Raw genomic sequence first — 18,350 nt, forward strand, 5'->3', positions numbered from 1 at the left:
ATTAACTTTACAAAAGTTAAAAATATAAACGTAATGTCTGTAAATAAAGAAATCAAACGTATCACTACCGAAACTGTGCGTAACATGAAATTTACCGGAGAAAAAATTTCGATGTTAACGGCTTACGATTTTACAATCGCTTCGCTTGTAGATGCGGCTGGAACTGAAGTTATTTTAGTTGGTGATTCTGCAGCGAATGTAATGGCTGGTCACGAAACTACTTTACCAATTACTTTGGATCAAATGATTTACCATGCTCAATGTGTCGTTCGAGGAGCTAAACGTGCTTTGGTTGTGGTTGATTTACCTTTCGGAACTTATCAATCTGATCCACAAAAAGCCTTAGAGTCTTCTGTTCGAATCATGAAAGAATCTGGTGCACATGCGATCAAATTAGAAGGTGGAAAAGAAATTGAAGAATCTATTCGTCGTATCGTAAATGCTGGTATTCCTGTTATGGGACACTTAGGTCTTACACCACAATCTATTTACCAATTTGGTTCATATAAAGTACGTGCAAAAGAAGATGCGGAAGCAGAAAAATTAATTAGCGATGCTAAATTATTAGAGGAATTAGGATGTTTTTCATTAGTAATGGAAAAAATTCCAGCTGATTTAGCTGCTAAAGTAACAGCCTCTGTTAATATCCCTACAATTGGAATTGGTGCAGGTGCAGGTTGCGACGGTCAAGTTTTAGTTGTACATGATATGTTGGGATTAAACAACGAATTCAAACCAAAATTTGTTCGTAAATATTTAAACTTAGAAGATCAAATTCACCAAGCAATTGGACAATATGTTCTGGATGTAAAATCGGGCGACTTTCCAAATGTGAATGAACAATATTAAATAAGTCATGAGTAATAAGTTTTGAGTAGTGAGTTTTTCAATAACAACTTGAGGAAATTCTAACTCAAAACTTTTATCTCACCACTCAAAACTCACTCATGAATCCAAAAATTTTATTCGAAGATAATCATTTGTTAATCATCAACAAAAAAGCAGGTGAATTAGCACAAGGAGACGAAACAGGCGATATTCCGCTTATCGATAGTCTGAAGAACTATATAAAAGAACGCGATAACAAACCTGGAAATGTTTTCTTAGGGTTGGTGCACCGTTTGGATCGTCCAACTTCTGGTGTGTTGATTTTTGCTAAAACTTCGAAAGCGTTAACACGAATGAACGAAATGTTTCAGAAACGAAATATTGACAAAGTTTACCGTGCAATTGTTCAAAGTAAACCGTCAAAAGACTTCGAAAGATTAGAACATTATCTAAAGAAAAATCCAAAAAATAATAAAACAACTGTTTATTCTAAACCAACGCCTGATGCTAAAAAAGCAATTTTAGAATACACCTATTTAGGTGCTTTGGATACTTTTCATTGTGTCGAAGTGAAGTTATTTACAGGTCGTTCACATCAAATTCGCGCGCAACTTTCTTCAGTTGGTTGTCCTATCAAAGGCGATTTGAAATACGGCGCTAAACGTTCTAATCCTGATGGAAGCATTTGTTTACATGCGCATCGCATCACGTTTGAGCATCCTGTCAAAAAAGAAGAATTGACAATTGTAGCTCCTGTTCCGAAAGATGCAATTTGGCAAGCAACGAACAAATTTAATTCGTAAATTTGTCGCTTATTTGTTTGTTAAATGAACAGCATTTTTTATTTCATAATTTTTCAAATTTCACGTTTACCACTTTCGGTTTTATACAGATTTTCGGACTTTCTGTTCTTTCTGTTGTACACGGTTATTGGTTATAGAAGACGTGTCATTAGAACAAATTTAGAAAACTCTTTTCCTGAAAAATCTCACGAAGAAATCAAAGCAATTCATAAAAAATTCTATGCAAATTTTTGTGATTATTTGGTCGAAACTTTAAAAAGTTTTTCTATTTCTCAAGAAGAATTGGACAAACGATTTACATATTCTAATCTCGACGTTTTTAATGAAATAAAAACTGAAAAACGAGATGTCATGTTGATGTGTGGGCATATTTTTAACTGGGAATGGTTTATTGGAACGGTGAAACATTTACCAACAAAAGAAAGTGCAGCTGTTTATCATAAAATTCGAAATCCATTTTGGAACGATAAAATCAACGCTATGCGTGGGCGTTTCGGAACAAAAGCATTGGACATGAAAGATGTGTTGCGTTTTATGATGAAAGCTCCAAATGATGGAGAATTAGCCTATTTATTTGTCGCAGATCAAAGTCCAAAACAATCGGCTGTTCATTATTTTATTGATTTTCTCAATCAGAGAACTCCCGTATTTAATGGTTTTGATAAAATTGCACGCCGCAAAGATATGGCTGTTGTCTTTTGTCAAACCGAAAAAATAAAACGCGGTCATTATCACACAACTTTTATTCGACTACAACCTCAACGAGATAAATTTGAAGAAAATGAAATTGTTCATCAATTTTTTCATCATTTAGAACAAACTATTCAACAACATCCAGATAATTGGCTTTGGAGCCACAAACGTTGGAAATATGCCGATTTGTAATTTTTAAATATTCATGAAAACAGCAATTGCAATCCTAAATTGGAATGGCGAAAAATTATTGCCTCAATTTTTACCTTCGGTTATTAACAATTCTAAAAACGCAACAATTTATGTAATTGATAATGCGTCGACTGACAACTCTATCGAATTGTTGACAACTCAATTTCCTTCTGTCAAAATCATTCAGAACAAAGGAAATTATGGTTTTGCACAAGGCTATAACGAAGGTTTAAAAGAAATTGATGCAGAATATTTCTGTTTATTAAATTCGGATGTCGAAGTAACTGAAAATTGGATAGAACCAATTGAAAAATTGTTTGACAACAATCCTGATATCGCCGCAATTCAACCCAAAATATTAGACTACAAAAACAAAGAATATTTTGAATATGCGGGTGCTGGAGGAGGTTTCATTGATAAATTTGGTTATCCATTTTGTCGCGGACGTGTTTTTTCAACTTTAGAAAAAGACAATGGGCAATACAACGATACCGCACAAATTTTTTGGGCAACCGGTGCAAGTTTATTCATCCGAAAAAAAGATTTCTTTGATCAAAATGGTTTTGATGAAGAATTCTTTGCACATATGGAAGAAATCGATTTGTGTTGGCGGTTAAACAATGCTGGGCGAAAAATTTATTATTGTGGAGAATCAACTGTTTATCATTTGGGCGGTGCAACTTTGGATAAATCCAATCCAAAAAAATGGTATTTAAATTACCGAAATAGTTTGTGGATGATGCTTAAAAATCTACCTGCAAACAAACTTTTTCCGATGCTTTTCACACGTCTTTCAATGGATGGAATTGCTGCTGTTGCCTTTTTACCCAAACAAGGACTTCCACATGTTTGGGCTGTTTTCTTATCACATATGCATTTTTATTTTGGTTTTATAAAAATGTATAAAAAGCGTCAACAACATCAAATTAAAAATTATTCAGATAAAGAGTTATTGCCATTTCAATATTTCGTGCAAAAACGTCAGTACTTTAAGGATTTAAAATAATCTATCTTCAAATATTAAATCATTTCTTAAAATTTCTATAATTTTTTAAGTCTATTATTGTAGAAATAAAATCTTTTACTATCATTGTAGAACAAATCAAACTACAATGAAAAAAATATTGACAATCTTTACATTATGTTCTTTTCTAACAACTTCTTTTGCACAAAAACTTGAAGTGAATTATCAAGAAACTACTGATATTAATGTAGATGAGTTAAAGAAAAACATGAAAGTTGAAACTTCTGGTTCAGTTAATTTACCAAAAGATTTTTACGATAATATGTTTAAAAGTATGTCTGAACCAAAAGATTATACGTTGACTATTTATGACAATACATCAACTTATAAAAAGGTCGAAAAATTAAGTAATGGACAAGGAGGTGGAGGTTTTTCTATATCTGTTAGTTTTTCTGGTGGAGGAAACGGAATTTTGAAAGACTTGTCAACAAAAGAATATTCAAAAAGTGTCAACTTAATGGATAAGTCATATTTAATAAAAGATAAACTAACCGAATACAAATGGCAATTGACACGTGAAACAAAAAAAATAATTGGTTTTGATGTCAAAAAAGCAACAGCTGTAATTGATAGTACAAAATCTGTTGTTGCTTGGTATACTCCGAGTATCGCTGTCAAAGACGGACCTTCTATGTACAATGGTTTACCTGGATTGATTTTAGAAATGGAAATTATCAACACTTCAAAATCTGATAAAAAATCTTTTGGAAATGTAACTATAAAAGCTACAGAAGTTAAAGAAGTTCCAGATATGAAACCGATAGAAAAGCCAAAAGAAAAAAATGTAATTACAGAGAAAGAATTCAAAGAATTATCTGATAAGCAAATGGAACGATTCAAATCGATGCGCTCAGAAACTATTGATAAAAAAGATTAATTTTTTTAATTACTCATTAAACATTTTATACTATTTCTTGTCTAAGAGCTATAATCACATTTAAAATGAAAAAAATAATTTCAGTTTTTATTTTTCTATTTAGTTTTTCTGCCTTTGCGCAACAAGAAAAAGTAGAAATTTCGTACACAACGCGTATTATTTTGCCAGACGATTTTACGTTTCAACCTCCGGGAGGTGGCAATGGACGTACGATGCCAAAAGAAATGCAAGAGCAATTCAAGAAAAATATTCAGGAGCCGCAAGAAGCTAAGTTGACTATTTTGGGAGATGAATCTTTGTATAAAATGGTTGAAAAAATATCAAACGATCAAAGTCAAGGAATAAGGGGTCCACGTGGAGGCGGAATGCGAATGATGTCGATGAATGGAGATAATATTTATAAAAATAGTACAAATCATTTGCTTTTAAAAGAGCAAAACATGATGGGGAAAAGTTATGTTGTGAAAGATTCTTTGCAAAATTTTGATTGGAAATTAACGCGTGAAACGAAAACAATTTTAGGAAACGAAGCCAAAAAAGCAACTGCTATTATTGATAGCGTTCAGACAACAGTTTGGTACATTCCAACTTTGAAATATAAAACTGGTCCAGAAAATTATTGGGGATTACCAGGTTTAATCGCAGAAGTACAAACAGAGATTAACAGAGGAATGTTTAAAGGTTCTAAAATTATTTCTTTGACAGATATCAAAACATCAACAAATACAAAACCAATCGAAAAACCAAAAGATAAAGGTGCTATTTCTCAAACAGAATTTGATAAATTGATGCAAGAACAACGCTCACGTTTCGAAGAAATGAGAAATTCTGGCGTAAATAAACGAGATTAAGGTTTCTTAAAATTCGATTAATTTTCATAAAAATTGGTTCAATTTCATATTATAAAACTTATATTTAATTCTAAATTAATCTTAAGAAATAAAATACTATGAAAGCTTTAATCATCGTAGATATGCAATACGATTTTTTACCAGGAGGTTCGTTAGCTGTGAATGATGGAGATAAAATTATCGAACGCATAAATAAATTGCAAGAAAAGTATGATGTTGTTGTGGCAACGCAAGATTGGCATCCAGCAAATCACAAAAGTTTTGCTTCGCAACACACAGATAAACAACCTTTTGATGTAATCGAATTAGGTGGAAATCGTCAAGTTTTGTGGCCAGATCATTGTGTACAAGGCACTAAAGGAGCAGAAATACACAAAGATATCAAGCAAAATAAAATAAGTGCAATCATCCGAAAAGGTATGAATCCAGAAGTTGATTCGTATAGTGCTTTTTTTGATGTGAATAAAAAGAATCCAACAGGGCTAAATGGATTTTTGAAAGATCATAATGTAACGAGTGTATACATTTGCGGTTTAGCAGCTGATTATTGTGTGTATTATACAGCAAAAGATGCTTTAGAATTGGGATATACAACATATATTTTAGAAGGAACAACAAAGGCTATTAACCAAGAACTTTTTGATGAATTGAAAGAAGATTTTATCAAAAAAGGAGGAAATGTCTCGACGTATTTATTATAAAAAAATAATAAATTGCTAGATAAAAATGTCATTTGAAAATCCTTAACTTTTTGAATGACATTTTATTTTTAGAATAATTTAAGCAAATATCTGTAACATTAGTCAACAAAAGCAGACTAATTAGACAAATACAACAATTATGAGAAAAGCAATCTTAACATTTGCCTTAGGAATTATCACAACAACAATTTCTATCGCGCAAGACAATAAAACACAAAATATAGACGCAACTTATGTTTGCGAAATAAAAGTTGATTACGAACAAACTATGAAGGAGATTCCTTCTCAATATAAATCTCAGTTTGGACCAATGTTAAAAGCTGAAATTGATGCAGGAATTTTCATGACATATTTTTATAAATATAATGGTAAACAATCAACCTTTACTTTAGAACAAAAAGTAAATAATGGACAAGGTGGTTTAGGATTTATTGCGCAACAAATAACAGCAATGGATAACAAACCAACTTACAAGGATTTTACTGCAACACCAAATATGTACTATAAAGAAGTTGATTTTGGTGTAAAACAGATATTAATCAAAGATCAAATTCCAGATTTTAAATGGAAAATTTCTCGTGAAAAAATGGATATCGCAGGTTATCAAGTTACAAAAGCAGAAGGTGTAATGTTAGACTCTATTCCTGTTACAGCATGGTTTGCCCCTTCTATCCCTGTAAAAGATGGTCCTTATTCATTTGCTGGATTACCAGGATTTATCATCAAAGCGAATTTTAAAGTAAAAGGAACTGAAATGATTTATACCTTAAAAGATTTAAAAATTTCGGATAAAGAATTAAAAGTAACATTACCAACAAAAGGTGAAGTAATGAACGAAAAACAATATATACAATTTATTCAAGATTTTCAGAAAAAAATGCAAGAACAAATGAATAGCGGTGTAGACACCCAATAATTCATCAAACAAAATATAAAACGCATCTGTTTTTAACACATAAACAGATGTGTTTTACAAAAAACTCTATTTTGAGTCATCAACTAAAAAATACATATGAAGAAATTACTCTATCTAATTTTATTTACTTCTGCTGCTCAAATCTCATTTGGACAAGAATGTAAATTAAAAGGATCTGTTGCAAATGATGCTGGAATTCCTGTTACAGATGCTTCTGTCTCTATTTTTGATAGTAAAAACGAAGGAAAAGGTTTTGTTTTTACAAGTAATATGGGTGAATTTGAATTCAAATTACCTTGTGGACAAAAATATGATATCGAAATTGAGCAATCTGGTTACGAAACATATGTTGAAAATGTTGATTTGACTGAAAATGTCAACAAAAAAATAAAGCTTAAACAAGGAAAAGAAATTTCTTTAAAAGAAACAATTGTAAAAGCTCAACAAGCGATCAAAGTAAAAGGTGATACAATTGAGTTTGATGCAGATTCTTTCAAAGTTGGAAATGAGGAAACATTAGAAGATATCCTTAAAAAATTACCTGGAATTGAAGTTCAAAATGGAAAGGTAATGTACAAAGGTAAACCTATGTCGCAAGTAACAGTTGGTGGACGTGAAGTTTTGGGTGGTAACGAAAAATTATTGAACAAAAATTTACCTTCGGATGCAGTTTCTAAAATTCAATTAAATACTAAGTTCAAATCAAATCCGTTTGCTTCTTCCTTACAAGAAGATGACGAACAATTCTCGTTAAACATCGAACTAAAAGATGATATGAAACGTCTTGCATTTGGTAATGTGACGTTAGGTGGAGATGCGGATAAACATACAGATGCACAAGCAAAGATTTTCTATTTCTCAGAAAAAACGGACGGTACTTTAATCAATGATTTTAATACATTCGGGAAACAAGTTTTTGATCAAGATGATTATATGAGCTTCTTTGGTGGATATTCTGAATTTAATTCTGAAGGAAGTATTTATTCATTAAGAGGAAATTCGAACAATCTAAACTTAATGACAAAAAATGATGCGCCGAGTATGAATACCTATAATGGTGCTGTGCATTTTGGTGTTGAACCAAATAAGAAATTAAAAATCTCTGGTTTTGGTTTACTTAATACCAATAATATTCGTTACAATTCTAAATCTGAGCGTTATTACAACAACATCGAAACGCCTTATACAACTGTCGATCAAGAACAAAATAAGAGCAATATTTTGATGGGAATGTCGCGTTTGCGTTTAGATTATAATCCGAATGATAAAGGACAAATTAAATATCGCTTAAACTTTAATTATTTAGATAGCGAAAACGAGCAATTGGTTGATAGTTATTATAATGATCAAAAAAATAGCTTTAGAAATGTAAATTCTGAACAGAAGAATTATTCTTTATCACAAACTTTATCTTACATCCGTAAAGTTGGGCGCGATGATAATGTTGGTTTATATTTCCGTCATCAATATCAAAAAGATACGCCAGATTACAATGTTTTATCAACAGCAAATCCGTTCTCATCTTTTAATTTGTTCAAGAATTTATCTCAAGTAAATAATCAATATAATATCAATCAAGATCAAAACTTTGTTTTGAATACTGTTCAATTATATGGAATCTATAATCATTTGTTGACAAATACATCTAACCTTAAAGTAAAAGTTGGAACAAATTTTAGTACACAAGATTTTGAGAATAAAATCTATGATTTTCAGAAATTAATGAATAATAATTTATTAATCAGTAATACAGATCTAGATTACAACGAGTCTTTTGCTGATGTAACGTTGACAAAAAAATTAGGAAACTTTCAAGTAGATGCAGGAGCAGGAATTTCATTTTTTAATGAAAAATCTAAATACCAAGATGGTGAAAAATTAAATCGTTCGGAAACAAAATTTTTACCTCATTTGAATTTGCAATACAAGTTTAACAATGCAACAAGTGTTCGCGCTAGTTATACACAAAACTATAGCTATCCGTACACAAAAGATTTTAATGATTCTTACACAATTCAAAGTTATCAATCGATTTTCTATGGAAATAGAAACTTAAGACAAGCTTTGACACATACAGCAAGTCTTAATTTTAGTCATTTTAACTCATTCACATTTTTTAATATTTTTGCGAATTTGAGTTATACATTACAAGAAAAAAGTATACAAACACAATCTGTTTTAAACCGTGATTTTATCATCTCAGGAAACGATACAATTGTAAATAACTATCAATTCAATACCTTAATTAATTCTGGTAATAATCAAGAAACTTATTCAGGATATTTCATGATTGGGAAACGTTTTGCTAAATGGTACAATGCACGATTAACAGGTAATATTTCTACTTCTAATTATTATACCATTACACGAAATATTGAATACAAAAATGGTGTTGTAACAAATGATAAATTAAACAATGTTAACAACAAGAGTTTTAATCAAACTTATAATTTAGAGAACTCATTTACATTCAAAAAGAAATTTGAATTGAAGGCTGGGGTTAATTTAAACCTAAGTAAATATCAATCATTATCTGAACAGAAATTTACGAACTGGCGTCCATATGGAGAAGCTGCTTGGTCCGCTACAAGTAAATTATTAGTTCAGACCGATTTCTCTTATCGTTTACAATACCGCGATGGAGTAGAAATAAACACAGCAAAAGAATGGAATGCTTCTGCACGATATAATATTGCGAAGAAAACTTATTTAACTCTTACAGGTGGAAACTTATTAGGAAATAACGTAATTGTTTCGAATGGATTTAATGATAACTACATATCGACTACAACTAAAAATGTTTTGGGAAGGTATTTTATCGTGAGTTTACGATATAAGTTCTAAAATAAATGAATTAAATAGTAAAAGCCCTTCAATTGAAGGGCTTTTACTATTTAATCACTTGTGGATAATCAAACAAATTATTCGGATCATATTTCTTTTTCAACTTTTGTAATCGAACCAAATTATTCCCGAAATAAGCATTATTTGCATCAGGAAAATTGATATCTGGATAATTTCGGTATTGTTTTACATTTCCAAGATTTCTTAACAATTGTTGCACTTCTTCAAATGATTTTGTCAACTTTTCTTCTTGCGAAGGCAAATCCCAATATGCTTGTAATTCGCTCAAATAATTAATATCACGATGTGGATAAGCAGAATCTGAAGCTTTGACTTCATTTATTTTTCCTCCCAAAGTATTGATCTGATAAATCATTCCTTTAGAAGCAACAACTTTTGCAAAAATATCTTCCAAACCTTTTTCTATATCTTCAATTCCTGTGTACAAACCAGCCGAAGAATTTTTGAAATAAATTGGTTCTGTTACACCATAATAATTTTTGAGTGCAACAGCCAGATTTCTATTTTTCATCGGTTTGTAATCATTCGCTAGTGGAATTAAACTCGAAAATGTTTTCTCAAAATCAGTTTGATTTGTTGCAAAATTGGTAAATAAAATCGTTAAAAATTTTCCATTCAACACAAAAGCCGAAAAAGCATCGTTGGGTAACTTTTCCGTTGCTTGAAACCAAAGTAGAATTAATTTGACAAATTTATCAGAAGTCAAATTATTAAACTTCATGCGATATCCAATGAAAGATTGTGGTGCTGGATAAGTTTTGAAATGTAATTCCGTCACAACTCCAAAATTTCCATTTCCTCCTCCTTTACACGCCCAAAGTAAATCTGGATCTTTATCAGAGTCGATTGTATTTCCTTTGTAATCGATCATTTTTACACGAAGCAGATTATCACAAGTCAAACCATATTTCCGACTAAAAAAACCATAACCACCGCCCAAAGTCAAACCACCAATAGCGACAGTTCCACACGAACCAGCTGGAATAATTCTTTTCTTAGGTAAAAAATTCGCATAAATCTCTTGCAACAAACAAGCTGGTTGTAATTTCACTTTATTCTCTTGCAACCACGTAATTTTCTTCATCAATCCAAGATGAATCAACAATCCGTTATCAACATTCGAAAAACCTTCAAAACTATGTCCTCCACTTCGAATGGCAATTTTTAGTTTCTTTTCGTTTGCTAATGCAATTGCTTTTTTTATTCCAGTTTCAGATTTACAAACTGCTATAATTTTCGGAAACTTCTCAATTCTTTTGTTGAATGATTTTCGGTATTGATCATATTTTGCATCATCTTTTGTCAAGATTATTAAATCATCATCCAAAAAATCATCAAACGAATAAAAAGACATAAAAAAAATTCCTAAACTACCTGTACCAAGCAGTTTTAGGAATTCTCTTTTTGTATAATTTGGTTGTAACATAGCTAAAATTGGTTTAGCTAAAGATACAACTATTTGATATTATTCTCTTTTAACCAATTTCTATAATTCTCAGCATTTTTCAAATGTTCCTGATAATCATTGGTATAAATGTGGTAACCTGGTTTTTTAGGATCTGCAACAAAGAAAATAAAATCGTGATTTGCTGGTGATAAAACCGCATCAATTGCTCCTAAATTTGGTAAACAAATTGGTGCTGGTGGCAAACCTTTGTTACGATATGTGTTGTACGCATTCGAAGACCACGTCCATTTTTTGTACACACGTTGTACTTTTTGATCCCAACCATTTTCCATTTTGTACGCATAAATAGATGTTGGATCGGCTTCTAAACGCATATCTTTCGCCAAACGATTCATATATGCACGTGCAACTTTTTGTTGTTCATCCATATTATCAGATGATTCCAACTGTACAATAGACGCCAAAGTTGTCACTTGCAAAGGTGTCATGTTGAGCGCTTTTGCTTTTGCCAAACGATCTGCATTCCACACTTTGTCGTGCTGCGCCACCATTTTGTCCACAAACTTTTCTGGTGTTAATCCCCAATACACGAAATACGTTTCTGGAATAAAATATTGTTTAACTGTTTCGTCGTTTAACGTTGTATCGTTTTTTTCTTTCACAAAATCGCGAATAGCTGTCAAAACTTCGATAGAGTCCATATCAATTTGTTTGGAAACTGAACCCGCCAAATGATAAATTGTTGGCTCATTTTTGATACGAAGCTTCACTTCTTCTTGCTCTCCCCCTTGCAAACGATCAATAATATCGCGGTTAGAATCTGAGCTTGATATTTTATATTTTCCAGATTTTATCGTTGCTGGATAATCTGCATCTTCTGCATATTGTTTGAACAATTTTACATCCTTCAAAAATGGTTTTAAAGAATCTAAAACTTGTTCAAATTTAGCTCCACGAGAAATATAGATATAACCATCTTTGGTTGCATTCCCTTTGAAACCGTCTATAAATGTACATCCTACAAATGCGAATGAACAGATTAATATTAATACTAAATTTAATTTTTTCATTGGATTGAATTAAATTTCAATTTCACCTTCAAAAACTTTTACTGCTGGTCCATTTAACCAAACATTGACAAAGTTATGATTATTTTCTTCAAAATTTACAGATAAATCTCCACCCATTGCTTTTACTTTGATATCTTTTTTGTCTACCAAATTTTTGACATAAGCAGAAATCGCAGCTGCCGTAATTCCTGTTCCACAAGCCAAGGTTTCGTCCTCTACTCCACGCTCATACGTACGAATTGCAAGACTATTATCTGGCATAACTTCAACAAAATTTACGTTAGAACCTTTCTCAAAATAAGGCGCACCATTACGAATTGCTTTTCCTTTTTTGTAGACATTAATATCTTTCAAATTCTCCACAAATTCTACGTGATGCGGGGAACCTGTGTTCATAAATAAATATTTGTCGTGATCTTCTACTTCATTTACATCAATCATCTGTAAACGAATAACTTCTTGATCTACGATACCATGATGCAAACCATCAATCGCATTAAATGTCATTTTGTCATTGGCAACATCCAAATCATTTGCAAATCGAATAATACAACGTCCTCCGTTTCCGCACATTGTACTTTCGTTTCCATCCGAATTGAAATACACCATTCTGAAGTCTGAATTTTCATCATTTTGTAACAAAATCAAACCATCAGCTCCTATACCAAAATTACGATCACATAGCCTATTAATCAATTCTGTAGAGATTGGAAACGTTTTTTCTCGATCATCAATCATGACAAAGTCATTCCCAGCTCCTTGATATTTATAAAATTTTAATTTCAACTTCTTTAATTTTAAACAAAGTAAAGACATTTTTGTCACTCTTAACTAATGTTATAAAAGATTTATAATATAGTGTTAACATGCGTTAAACGGTTTGAAATGTTAAAATTTTGGTCTTAAATTTGATTAAATCTAAAACATTAAAAACTTATATAATAAAGATGAAAAAATATACAGGATACTTATTAGTTGGATTAGTGAGTTCTATGACAACTATGGGAGGTTTTTATTTGATGAACGAAAATGGAAGTAATCCATTTATTACAAACGCAAGTCATCAGAAAAACGGAGACTTTGAATTTGTAGATTATAAAGGAAATTATGGCTATGATGCGCCAAACTTTGTGCAGGCATCTAACAAAGCAGTACATACGGTTGTGAGTATCAAAAATTATTCGAATCAAAGACAGCAACAACAGCAACAAATGTTTGATCCTTTTGATTTCTTTTTTGGTCAACCAGAACAACAACAAAGAAGAAGACAACAACAGCAACCAGATCAAGATCAACCATCCGGAATGGGTTCTGGTGTAATTATTTCTCAAGATGGATATATAGTTACAAATAATCACGTGATACAAGGTGCTTCTAAGATTGAAGTGACTTTGAATAATCAAAAAAGTTATATTGCTGAATTAGTTGGAACTGATCCAAGTACAGATATTGCCTTATTGAAAATTAGTGAAAAAGGTTTACCATTCACAAAATTTGTCGATTCTGATGCCATTAATGTTGGAGATTGGGTGTTAGCAGTTGGTAATCCATTTGGATTGACTTCTACTGTTACAGCAGGTATTGTTTCAGCAAAAGGGCGTAGCATTAATATTTTAGGTAAAAATTCTGAATCACCAATCGAATCGTTTATTCAAACCGATGCAGCGATTAATCCAGGAAACTCTGGTGGTGCTTTGGTGAATGCAAACGGAGATTTAATTGGTATTAATACAGCTATTTCTTCGCCAACAGGAGCTTATTCTGGTTACGGGTTTGCTGTTCCTGCAAACTTGGTAAAAAAAGTTGTTGAGGATATCAAATCGTACGGAATTGTACAACGTGGATATTTAGGTATCAAAGGTTTTGATTTATCGAATGAAGATGCTGTAAAACAATATAACAAACAGTTCAAAAAGAACATTAAAACCGATAATGGAGTAATGGTAACTGAATTGGTTGCGAAAGGATCAGCAATTGATTCTGGAATCGAAGAAGGAGACATCATTACAGCTGTTGATGGAAAACCAATTACATCTTTCTCTTCGTTATCATTCATCGTAGGTAGCAAACGTCCTGGTGACAATGTTGCACTTACTGTAAGACGTGGAAACTCTGAGAAAACATACAACATCACATTGAAAGATGCTAAAGGAAGCACTAAAGTGAGAAGCAAATCTGACTTAACGCCAACTGAAGTTCTTGGTGCAGAATTTGAGCCATTAACAGAACGTCAAAAAGATAGTTTCGGAATTAATTATGGTGTCATGGTAAAACATTTAGATAATGCAGGAAAATTAGCAGCAGCAGGTGTTCAAGAAGAATTTATTATCTTATCTATCAATGATAAAAATGTAAGTTCACAAGACGATATCGAAAAAATCTTAAAAAATTATAAAGGTCGCGTGTCAATTAAATTTGCAGATTATTACGGACGAATCTATACAAAAGGATTCACGATGGATTAAAATTTTGAGTAGATTTTAAATTTTAATAAATCATTATAAATAGCTACAACAAGATAAGTTGTAGCTATTTATATTTACATTATATTTGTTTAACGAAAAACTATCCCATATTTATTAAAAAAATTATTCTTTCACTCTTTCTTTTGTTTAGTTCTTTTTCTTATTAACAAGAAGTTCTATGGGGACCAACCTTAAGCTACTCTAATCAATCTGGAAACTTTGGTAAAGCAGGTTTATTTTTTCTTTTCGGCTTAGGTGATAATATGGTTGATTTTAAATTAGACTCAAATGCTAATATGGGATATATGCGAGATAATTTTCACGTAATTCCTGAAGTTGGCATTACAGGATATGTTGCCGCGAGCCAGTTGATGTATATTTTTCCATTTGTAGAAAGTGAATTTACACCTTATACAATTACTCCAAAAGCTGGTATTTCATTAGCTTCTTTTGTAGATTTTGGTTTTGGATATGGTTTTAAGATTAATAAAAAAGATAGTTTTAAACCTATCAAAGGTTTTCAATTTTCAATTGGAGTAAATATACCTCTCAATTTGAAATAAAAAATCATTAATGATGATGAAAATTTATTTTTTGGGAGAAAGCTAAATAATTCATTAATTTTATCACATGAAAAAGTTCATCGCAATCTTTGTTTTTATCATTAGTTTTCAAGCGAAAGCACAACAAAATTTATCCGATTATTTTACAATTAATCTTGGTTATGAATATTGGAACGGAAATTACGGAAAAGTTGGAACAGATTTGTTCTTAGTACAAGATAATAACAATATTTTGACGTTTAGCGCCAATGCTAATTTGGGTTATATGAAAGACAAATTTCGTGTAATTCCAGAAGTTGGAGCTGGATATATGTTCAATTTTCGCAACAATACTGGTGATCCATATAGCTCTAACTTTAACTCTGCTTTTTATGTTATCCGTACTGAAGTTTCTCCGTGGACAATTACTCCAAAAGCTGGTATCGCAGTTTTGAGCATTGTAGAGTTAAATGCTGGCTATTCTTTCGAGTTTAGAGAAAATAAGGATTTTAAAGATATGAGCGGTTTCCGAGCTGGATTAACTATTCACTTGCCGACTCAGCTTTTTTAGCATTTCTAATACTTTTACGCAATTCTTTCAAACGAATATATAAATCTGAAGTCGACGCATTTTCTTCAATTGCATTAAAAATAAAGACACCTTTATCAATATAAAAGAAGATGATAGCTTCGTGATCTGCTACTTTAAAAGCATTTGTAATCCCATTTATTTTGTTCTCAACCCAAGATAATTTGCATGTTTTCAAATCAAAAATATGATCTTCATTACCCAAAATATCTTTGAAGATTAATTGTTCTCCTTGCGCATACAACACACCACTTCCTTGAAAAGATTTCATTTTAAGAAATCTACCTTGCGGACGCCCAATATTATAACGTACAACAGCCTTTAGATCTACCTGATCTGGTAAACTTTTCAGCGTATGTTGTTCATTTTTCTCTCTGACTTTCGCATCAGATACGGCAATAACAAAGAATATCGAAACAAAAATTCCGAAAATCAAAAATATTATTAGGATTGATATGATTGGTGCCATAATATATTAAATGTTAAGTAAAGTTATAAAAAAGCTTGAATTAATATCTAAATAAACCTTTTTTTTTACCTTAGCTTCGCAAACTGATAAAAATTACGAATGAATAAATTAATTTGGTTGTTATTTCCCGCCACAATCTTTGCTCAAAAAGGAGAAACACAAATAAAAGTTAATGCGTTAACAATGCCACTTGCAATGGTAAATCTTGGTGTTGAACATGCAATCACAGATAGAATAACTTTACAAGCTGACGGTTTTATCTCTCCTTGGAAATCATTTGCAGGTAATCATTTACAAATGTATATGGCTTTTGGTGAAGGTAGATATTACTTTGATAAATCTTTTAGTAAATTTTATATAGGTCCAAACATTGGAGTTGGTTTCTTTGATATTCAAAAATGGAATTATTGGAACACTGATAAATATCAACGTGGAGTAGCAATCTTAACAGGAGCTACAATAGGTTATCAAGTAAAAATTAACGAACATTGGGGATTAGATGTTTTTGTTGGTGGAGGACACTCTCAAGGAAATTACAAAGGATATTATAAAGAAGATTCTCCTAATTTGGGACGATATGATTCTGCGCAATCATTTAATAAAAGTGGGGAGTGGCTGCTTTACAAAGGCGGTGTAATGCTTACTTATAAATTTAAACGAAAAAAATCCAACTAAAATTAGTTGGATTTTTTATATCTAGTATTATTTTACTCTTACACAGGCGTATTCATATCGAAAGCCTCTAGATATTCGGCAACACGTTTTACAAACATACCTCCTAAAGCTCCATCCACAACACGGTGATCGTAAGCATGAGATAAGTACATTTTATGACGAATTGCAATCATATCTCCTTGCGGAGTTTCGATAACAGCAGGTTTTTTCACAATTGCACCAACAGCCAAAATAGCTACTTGAGGTTGAGGAATAATTGGCGTTCCTAATGTATTTCCGAAAGAACCAATATTTGTAATTGTATACGTTCCTCCCTGTATTTCTGCTGGTTTCAATTTATTATTACGCGCACGATTTGCTAAATCATTAACCTGAGAAGCTAACCCCGCTAAATTAAATTGATCTGCATTTTTGATAACAGGAACAATTAAATTTCCACTTGGTAAAGCAGCCGCCATTCCAATATTGATATTTTTCTTCTTAATAATTTTGTCTCCAACAACCGAAGCATTAATCATTGGGAAATCTTGAATTGCTTTTGCTACAGCTTCGATAAAAATTGGCATGAAGGTAATTTTCTCACCATGTTTTTTCTGAAATTCATTTTTATTTTTATCTCTCCACAACACAATATTCGTCATATCAACTTCTACGAAAGACGTTACGTGAGGAGCAATTTGTTTTGCTTGTAGCATATTTTGCGCAATAATTTTACGCATTCTATCCATTTCGATAATTTCGTCTCCTTCACCAACAGAAATTGGCGCAGATTGCACTTGCGGTGCTTGAGGTTGAGCAACTGGTGCAGCAACAGAAGTCGTAACAACTGTTTTCGCTGGTTGATTTCCTCTATTTTTAACGAAATCCAAAATATCATCTTTCGTTACACGTCCGTCTTTTCCTGAACCTAAAATTTGATCTAACTCAGCCTGAGAAACACCTTCTTCTTTCGCAATAGATTTTACTAAAGGAGAATAAAATTTATCATCTGACGAAGTAATAAGCGTTTCAGTTTTGATTGTTGCAACTTCAGCTTCGATAGATTTTGCTGCATCAGCAATTTCCTGATCGCTATTTGTATCTACTTCTTCTACCGAATCAGCTTGTTCTACAACTCTATCAACAGACAAAATTGCGATAGGCTCACCTACTTTTGCAATTTTGTCTACTGGAACTAAGATTTCTTTTAAAACTCCTGCAACTGGCGAAGGAACATCAGAATCTACTTTATCTGTTGCGATTTCTACAACCGATTCATCTTCACTAATCGAATCGCCAATATTTTTGATCCAATTTGTTACAGTAGCTTCCATTACACCTTCTCCCATAGAAGGTAGAATTAATTTATAGTCAGACATTCTTGTGTTATTTGCTAAATACAA

At 31.8% G+C, this 18,350-nt stretch carries 18 protein-coding genes; 13 read left to right on the top strand and 5 right to left on the bottom strand.

Going from position 1 to position 18,350, the window contains the following annotated elements; genetic code table 11:
- Positions 1 to 33 precede the first annotated feature (33 nt).
- The 9 genes from panB (at position 34) to B4E59_RS12255 (ending at position 9,729) form a co-directional block, all read left to right on the top strand.
- Complete coding sequence (gene panB / locus B4E59_RS12215; protein WP_221853964.1) at positions 34 to 849, top strand: 3-methyl-2-oxobutanoate hydroxymethyltransferase; 816 nt, start codon at positions 34 to 36, stop codon at positions 847 to 849.
- A gap of 98 nt (positions 850 to 947) precedes the next feature.
- The gene (locus B4E59_RS12220; protein WP_221853965.1) at positions 948 to 1,631 is read left to right on the top strand and encodes an RluA family pseudouridine synthase; all 684 of its coding nucleotides are present in this window, start codon (positions 948 to 950) and stop codon (positions 1,629 to 1,631) included.
- Between the two features lie 24 nt (positions 1,632 to 1,655).
- The gene (locus B4E59_RS12225) at positions 1,656 to 2,516 is read left to right on the top strand and encodes a lysophospholipid acyltransferase family protein (RefSeq protein WP_221853966.1); all 861 of its coding nucleotides are present in this window, start codon (positions 1,656 to 1,658) and stop codon (positions 2,514 to 2,516) included.
- Positions 2,517 to 2,529: 13 nt separating this feature from the next.
- Positions 2,530 to 3,522 (top strand): glycosyltransferase family 2 protein, encoded by a 993-nt coding sequence (locus B4E59_RS12230; RefSeq protein WP_286495060.1) that lies wholly within the window; start codon positions 2,530 to 2,532, stop codon positions 3,520 to 3,522.
- Between the two features lie 106 nt (positions 3,523 to 3,628).
- Positions 3,629 to 4,417: a GLPGLI family protein gene (locus B4E59_RS12235; RefSeq protein ID WP_221853968.1), complete on the top strand. Its 789-nt coding sequence runs from the start codon at positions 3,629 to 3,631 to the stop codon at positions 4,415 to 4,417.
- A gap of 65 nt (positions 4,418 to 4,482) precedes the next feature.
- Complete coding sequence (locus B4E59_RS12240; protein ID WP_221853969.1) at positions 4,483 to 5,268, top strand: GLPGLI family protein; 786 nt, start codon at positions 4,483 to 4,485, stop codon at positions 5,266 to 5,268.
- Positions 5,269 to 5,366: 98 nt separating this feature from the next.
- The gene (gene pncA / locus B4E59_RS12245; protein WP_221853970.1) at positions 5,367 to 5,969 is read left to right on the top strand and encodes a bifunctional nicotinamidase/pyrazinamidase; all 603 of its coding nucleotides are present in this window, start codon (positions 5,367 to 5,369) and stop codon (positions 5,967 to 5,969) included.
- A gap of 139 nt (positions 5,970 to 6,108) precedes the next feature.
- Positions 6,109 to 6,885 (top strand): GLPGLI family protein, encoded by a 777-nt coding sequence (locus B4E59_RS12250; RefSeq protein ID WP_221853971.1) that lies wholly within the window; start codon positions 6,109 to 6,111, stop codon positions 6,883 to 6,885.
- Between the two features lie 96 nt (positions 6,886 to 6,981).
- Positions 6,982 to 9,729, top strand: a complete 2,748-nt coding sequence (locus B4E59_RS12255) for a TonB-dependent receptor (RefSeq protein ID WP_291053235.1) — start codon at positions 6,982 to 6,984, stop codon at positions 9,727 to 9,729.
- A 46-nt stretch (positions 9,730 to 9,775) separates the two neighbouring features.
- Here the strand turns inward: B4E59_RS12255 and B4E59_RS12260 are convergent, their stop codons facing one another.
- Genes B4E59_RS12260 through dapF form a run of 3 tightly spaced genes read right to left on the bottom strand, consistent with a single transcriptional unit; the run spans position 9,776 to position 13,014 of the window.
- A complete protein-coding gene (locus B4E59_RS12260; protein WP_291053238.1) occupies positions 9,776 to 11,176 on the bottom strand; it encodes an FAD-dependent oxidoreductase in 1,401 nt (466 codons plus the stop codon).
- A 29-nt stretch (positions 11,177 to 11,205) separates the two neighbouring features.
- Positions 11,206 to 12,228, bottom strand: coding sequence for an endolytic transglycosylase MltG (gene mltG, locus B4E59_RS12265; RefSeq protein ID WP_038331083.1), 1,023 nt, complete (start codon positions 12,226 to 12,228; stop codon positions 11,206 to 11,208).
- 9 nt (positions 12,229 to 12,237) lie between these two features.
- Entirely contained in the window at positions 12,238 to 13,014 is a 777-nt protein-coding gene (dapF, locus tag B4E59_RS12270) for a diaminopimelate epimerase (RefSeq protein WP_038331176.1), read from the bottom strand.
- Between the two features lie 161 nt (positions 13,015 to 13,175).
- On the opposite strand from dapF, the gene B4E59_RS12275 reads away from it, so the two are divergent.
- From B4E59_RS12275 to B4E59_RS12285, 3 genes are all read left to right on the top strand, one after another.
- Positions 13,176 to 14,693, top strand: a complete 1,518-nt coding sequence (locus B4E59_RS12275; protein WP_221853974.1) for a Do family serine endopeptidase — start codon at positions 13,176 to 13,178, stop codon at positions 14,691 to 14,693.
- A 263-nt stretch (positions 14,694 to 14,956) separates the two neighbouring features.
- A complete protein-coding gene (locus B4E59_RS12280; RefSeq protein ID WP_286495066.1) occupies positions 14,957 to 15,256 on the top strand; it encodes a hypothetical protein in 300 nt (99 codons plus the stop codon).
- Positions 15,257 to 15,323: 67 nt separating this feature from the next.
- Entirely contained in the window at positions 15,324 to 15,806 is a 483-nt protein-coding gene (locus B4E59_RS12285) for a hypothetical protein (protein ID WP_286495068.1), read from the top strand.
- Here the strand turns inward: B4E59_RS12285 and B4E59_RS12290 are convergent.
- Positions 15,778 to 16,293, bottom strand: coding sequence for a hypothetical protein (locus tag B4E59_RS12290; protein ID WP_291047749.1), 516 nt, complete (start codon positions 16,291 to 16,293; stop codon positions 15,778 to 15,780). The two genes, B4E59_RS12285 and B4E59_RS12290, sit on opposite strands and share 29 nt — an antisense overlap.
- Positions 16,294 to 16,392: 99 nt before the next feature.
- Between B4E59_RS12290 and B4E59_RS12295 the strand changes: the two genes are divergently transcribed.
- The gene (locus tag B4E59_RS12295) at positions 16,393 to 16,968 is read left to right on the top strand and encodes a DUF3575 domain-containing protein (RefSeq protein ID WP_291047747.1); all 576 of its coding nucleotides are present in this window, start codon (positions 16,393 to 16,395) and stop codon (positions 16,966 to 16,968) included.
- A 38-nt stretch (positions 16,969 to 17,006) separates the two neighbouring features.
- Here the strand turns inward: B4E59_RS12295 and B4E59_RS12300 are convergent, their stop codons facing one another.
- Entirely contained in the window at positions 17,007 to 18,326 is a 1,320-nt protein-coding gene (locus B4E59_RS12300; protein WP_291047745.1) for a dihydrolipoamide acetyltransferase family protein, read from the bottom strand.
- Between the last annotated feature and the right edge of the window lie 24 nt (positions 18,327 to 18,350).

Origin of the sequence: Empedobacter sp. UBA2044 (genome assembly GCF_002333005.1) — a bacterium.
Lineage (GTDB): Bacteria > Bacteroidota > Bacteroidia > Flavobacteriales > Weeksellaceae > Empedobacter > Empedobacter falsenii_B.

What these genes read in the sequence shown, in the direction of transcription:
- panB (WP_221853964.1), top strand. Translation starts at nt 34, where the DNA reads ATGTCTGTAAATAAAGAAATCAAACGTATCACTACCGAAACTGTGCGT.
- B4E59_RS12220 (WP_221853965.1), top strand. Translation starts at nt 948, where the DNA reads ATGAATCCAAAAATTTTATTCGAAGATAATCATTTGTTAATCATCAAC.
- B4E59_RS12225 (WP_221853966.1), top strand. Translation starts at nt 1,656, where the DNA reads ATGAACAGCATTTTTTATTTCATAATTTTTCAAATTTCACGTTTACCA.
- B4E59_RS12230 (WP_286495060.1), top strand. Translation starts at nt 2,530, where the DNA reads ATGAAAACAGCAATTGCAATCCTAAATTGGAATGGCGAAAAATTATTG.
- B4E59_RS12235 (WP_221853968.1), top strand. Translation starts at nt 3,629, where the DNA reads ATGAAAAAAATATTGACAATCTTTACATTATGTTCTTTTCTAACAACT.
- B4E59_RS12240 (WP_221853969.1), top strand. Translation starts at nt 4,483, where the DNA reads ATGAAAAAAATAATTTCAGTTTTTATTTTTCTATTTAGTTTTTCTGCC.
- pncA (WP_221853970.1), top strand. Translation starts at nt 5,367, where the DNA reads ATGAAAGCTTTAATCATCGTAGATATGCAATACGATTTTTTACCAGGA.
- B4E59_RS12250 (WP_221853971.1), top strand. Translation starts at nt 6,109, where the DNA reads ATGAGAAAAGCAATCTTAACATTTGCCTTAGGAATTATCACAACAACA.
- B4E59_RS12255 (WP_291053235.1), top strand. Translation starts at nt 6,982, where the DNA reads ATGAAGAAATTACTCTATCTAATTTTATTTACTTCTGCTGCTCAAATC.
- B4E59_RS12260 (WP_291053238.1), bottom strand. Translation starts at nt 11,176, where the DNA reads ATGTTACAACCAAATTATACAAAAAGAGAATTCCTAAAACTGCTTGGT.
- mltG (WP_038331083.1), bottom strand. Translation starts at nt 12,228, where the DNA reads ATGAAAAAATTAAATTTAGTATTAATATTAATCTGTTCATTCGCATTT.
- B4E59_RS12275 (WP_221853974.1), top strand. Translation starts at nt 13,176, where the DNA reads ATGAAAAAATATACAGGATACTTATTAGTTGGATTAGTGAGTTCTATG.
- B4E59_RS12280 (WP_286495066.1), top strand. Translation starts at nt 14,957, where the DNA reads ATGGTTGATTTTAAATTAGACTCAAATGCTAATATGGGATATATGCGA.
- B4E59_RS12285 (WP_286495068.1), top strand. Translation starts at nt 15,324, where the DNA reads ATGAAAAAGTTCATCGCAATCTTTGTTTTTATCATTAGTTTTCAAGCG.
- B4E59_RS12290 (WP_291047749.1), bottom strand. Translation starts at nt 16,293, where the DNA reads ATGGCACCAATCATATCAATCCTAATAATATTTTTGATTTTCGGAATT.
- B4E59_RS12295 (WP_291047747.1), top strand. Translation starts at nt 16,393, where the DNA reads ATGAATAAATTAATTTGGTTGTTATTTCCCGCCACAATCTTTGCTCAA.
- B4E59_RS12300 (WP_291047745.1), bottom strand. Translation starts at nt 18,326, where the DNA reads ATGTCTGACTATAAATTAATTCTACCTTCTATGGGAGAAGGTGTAATG.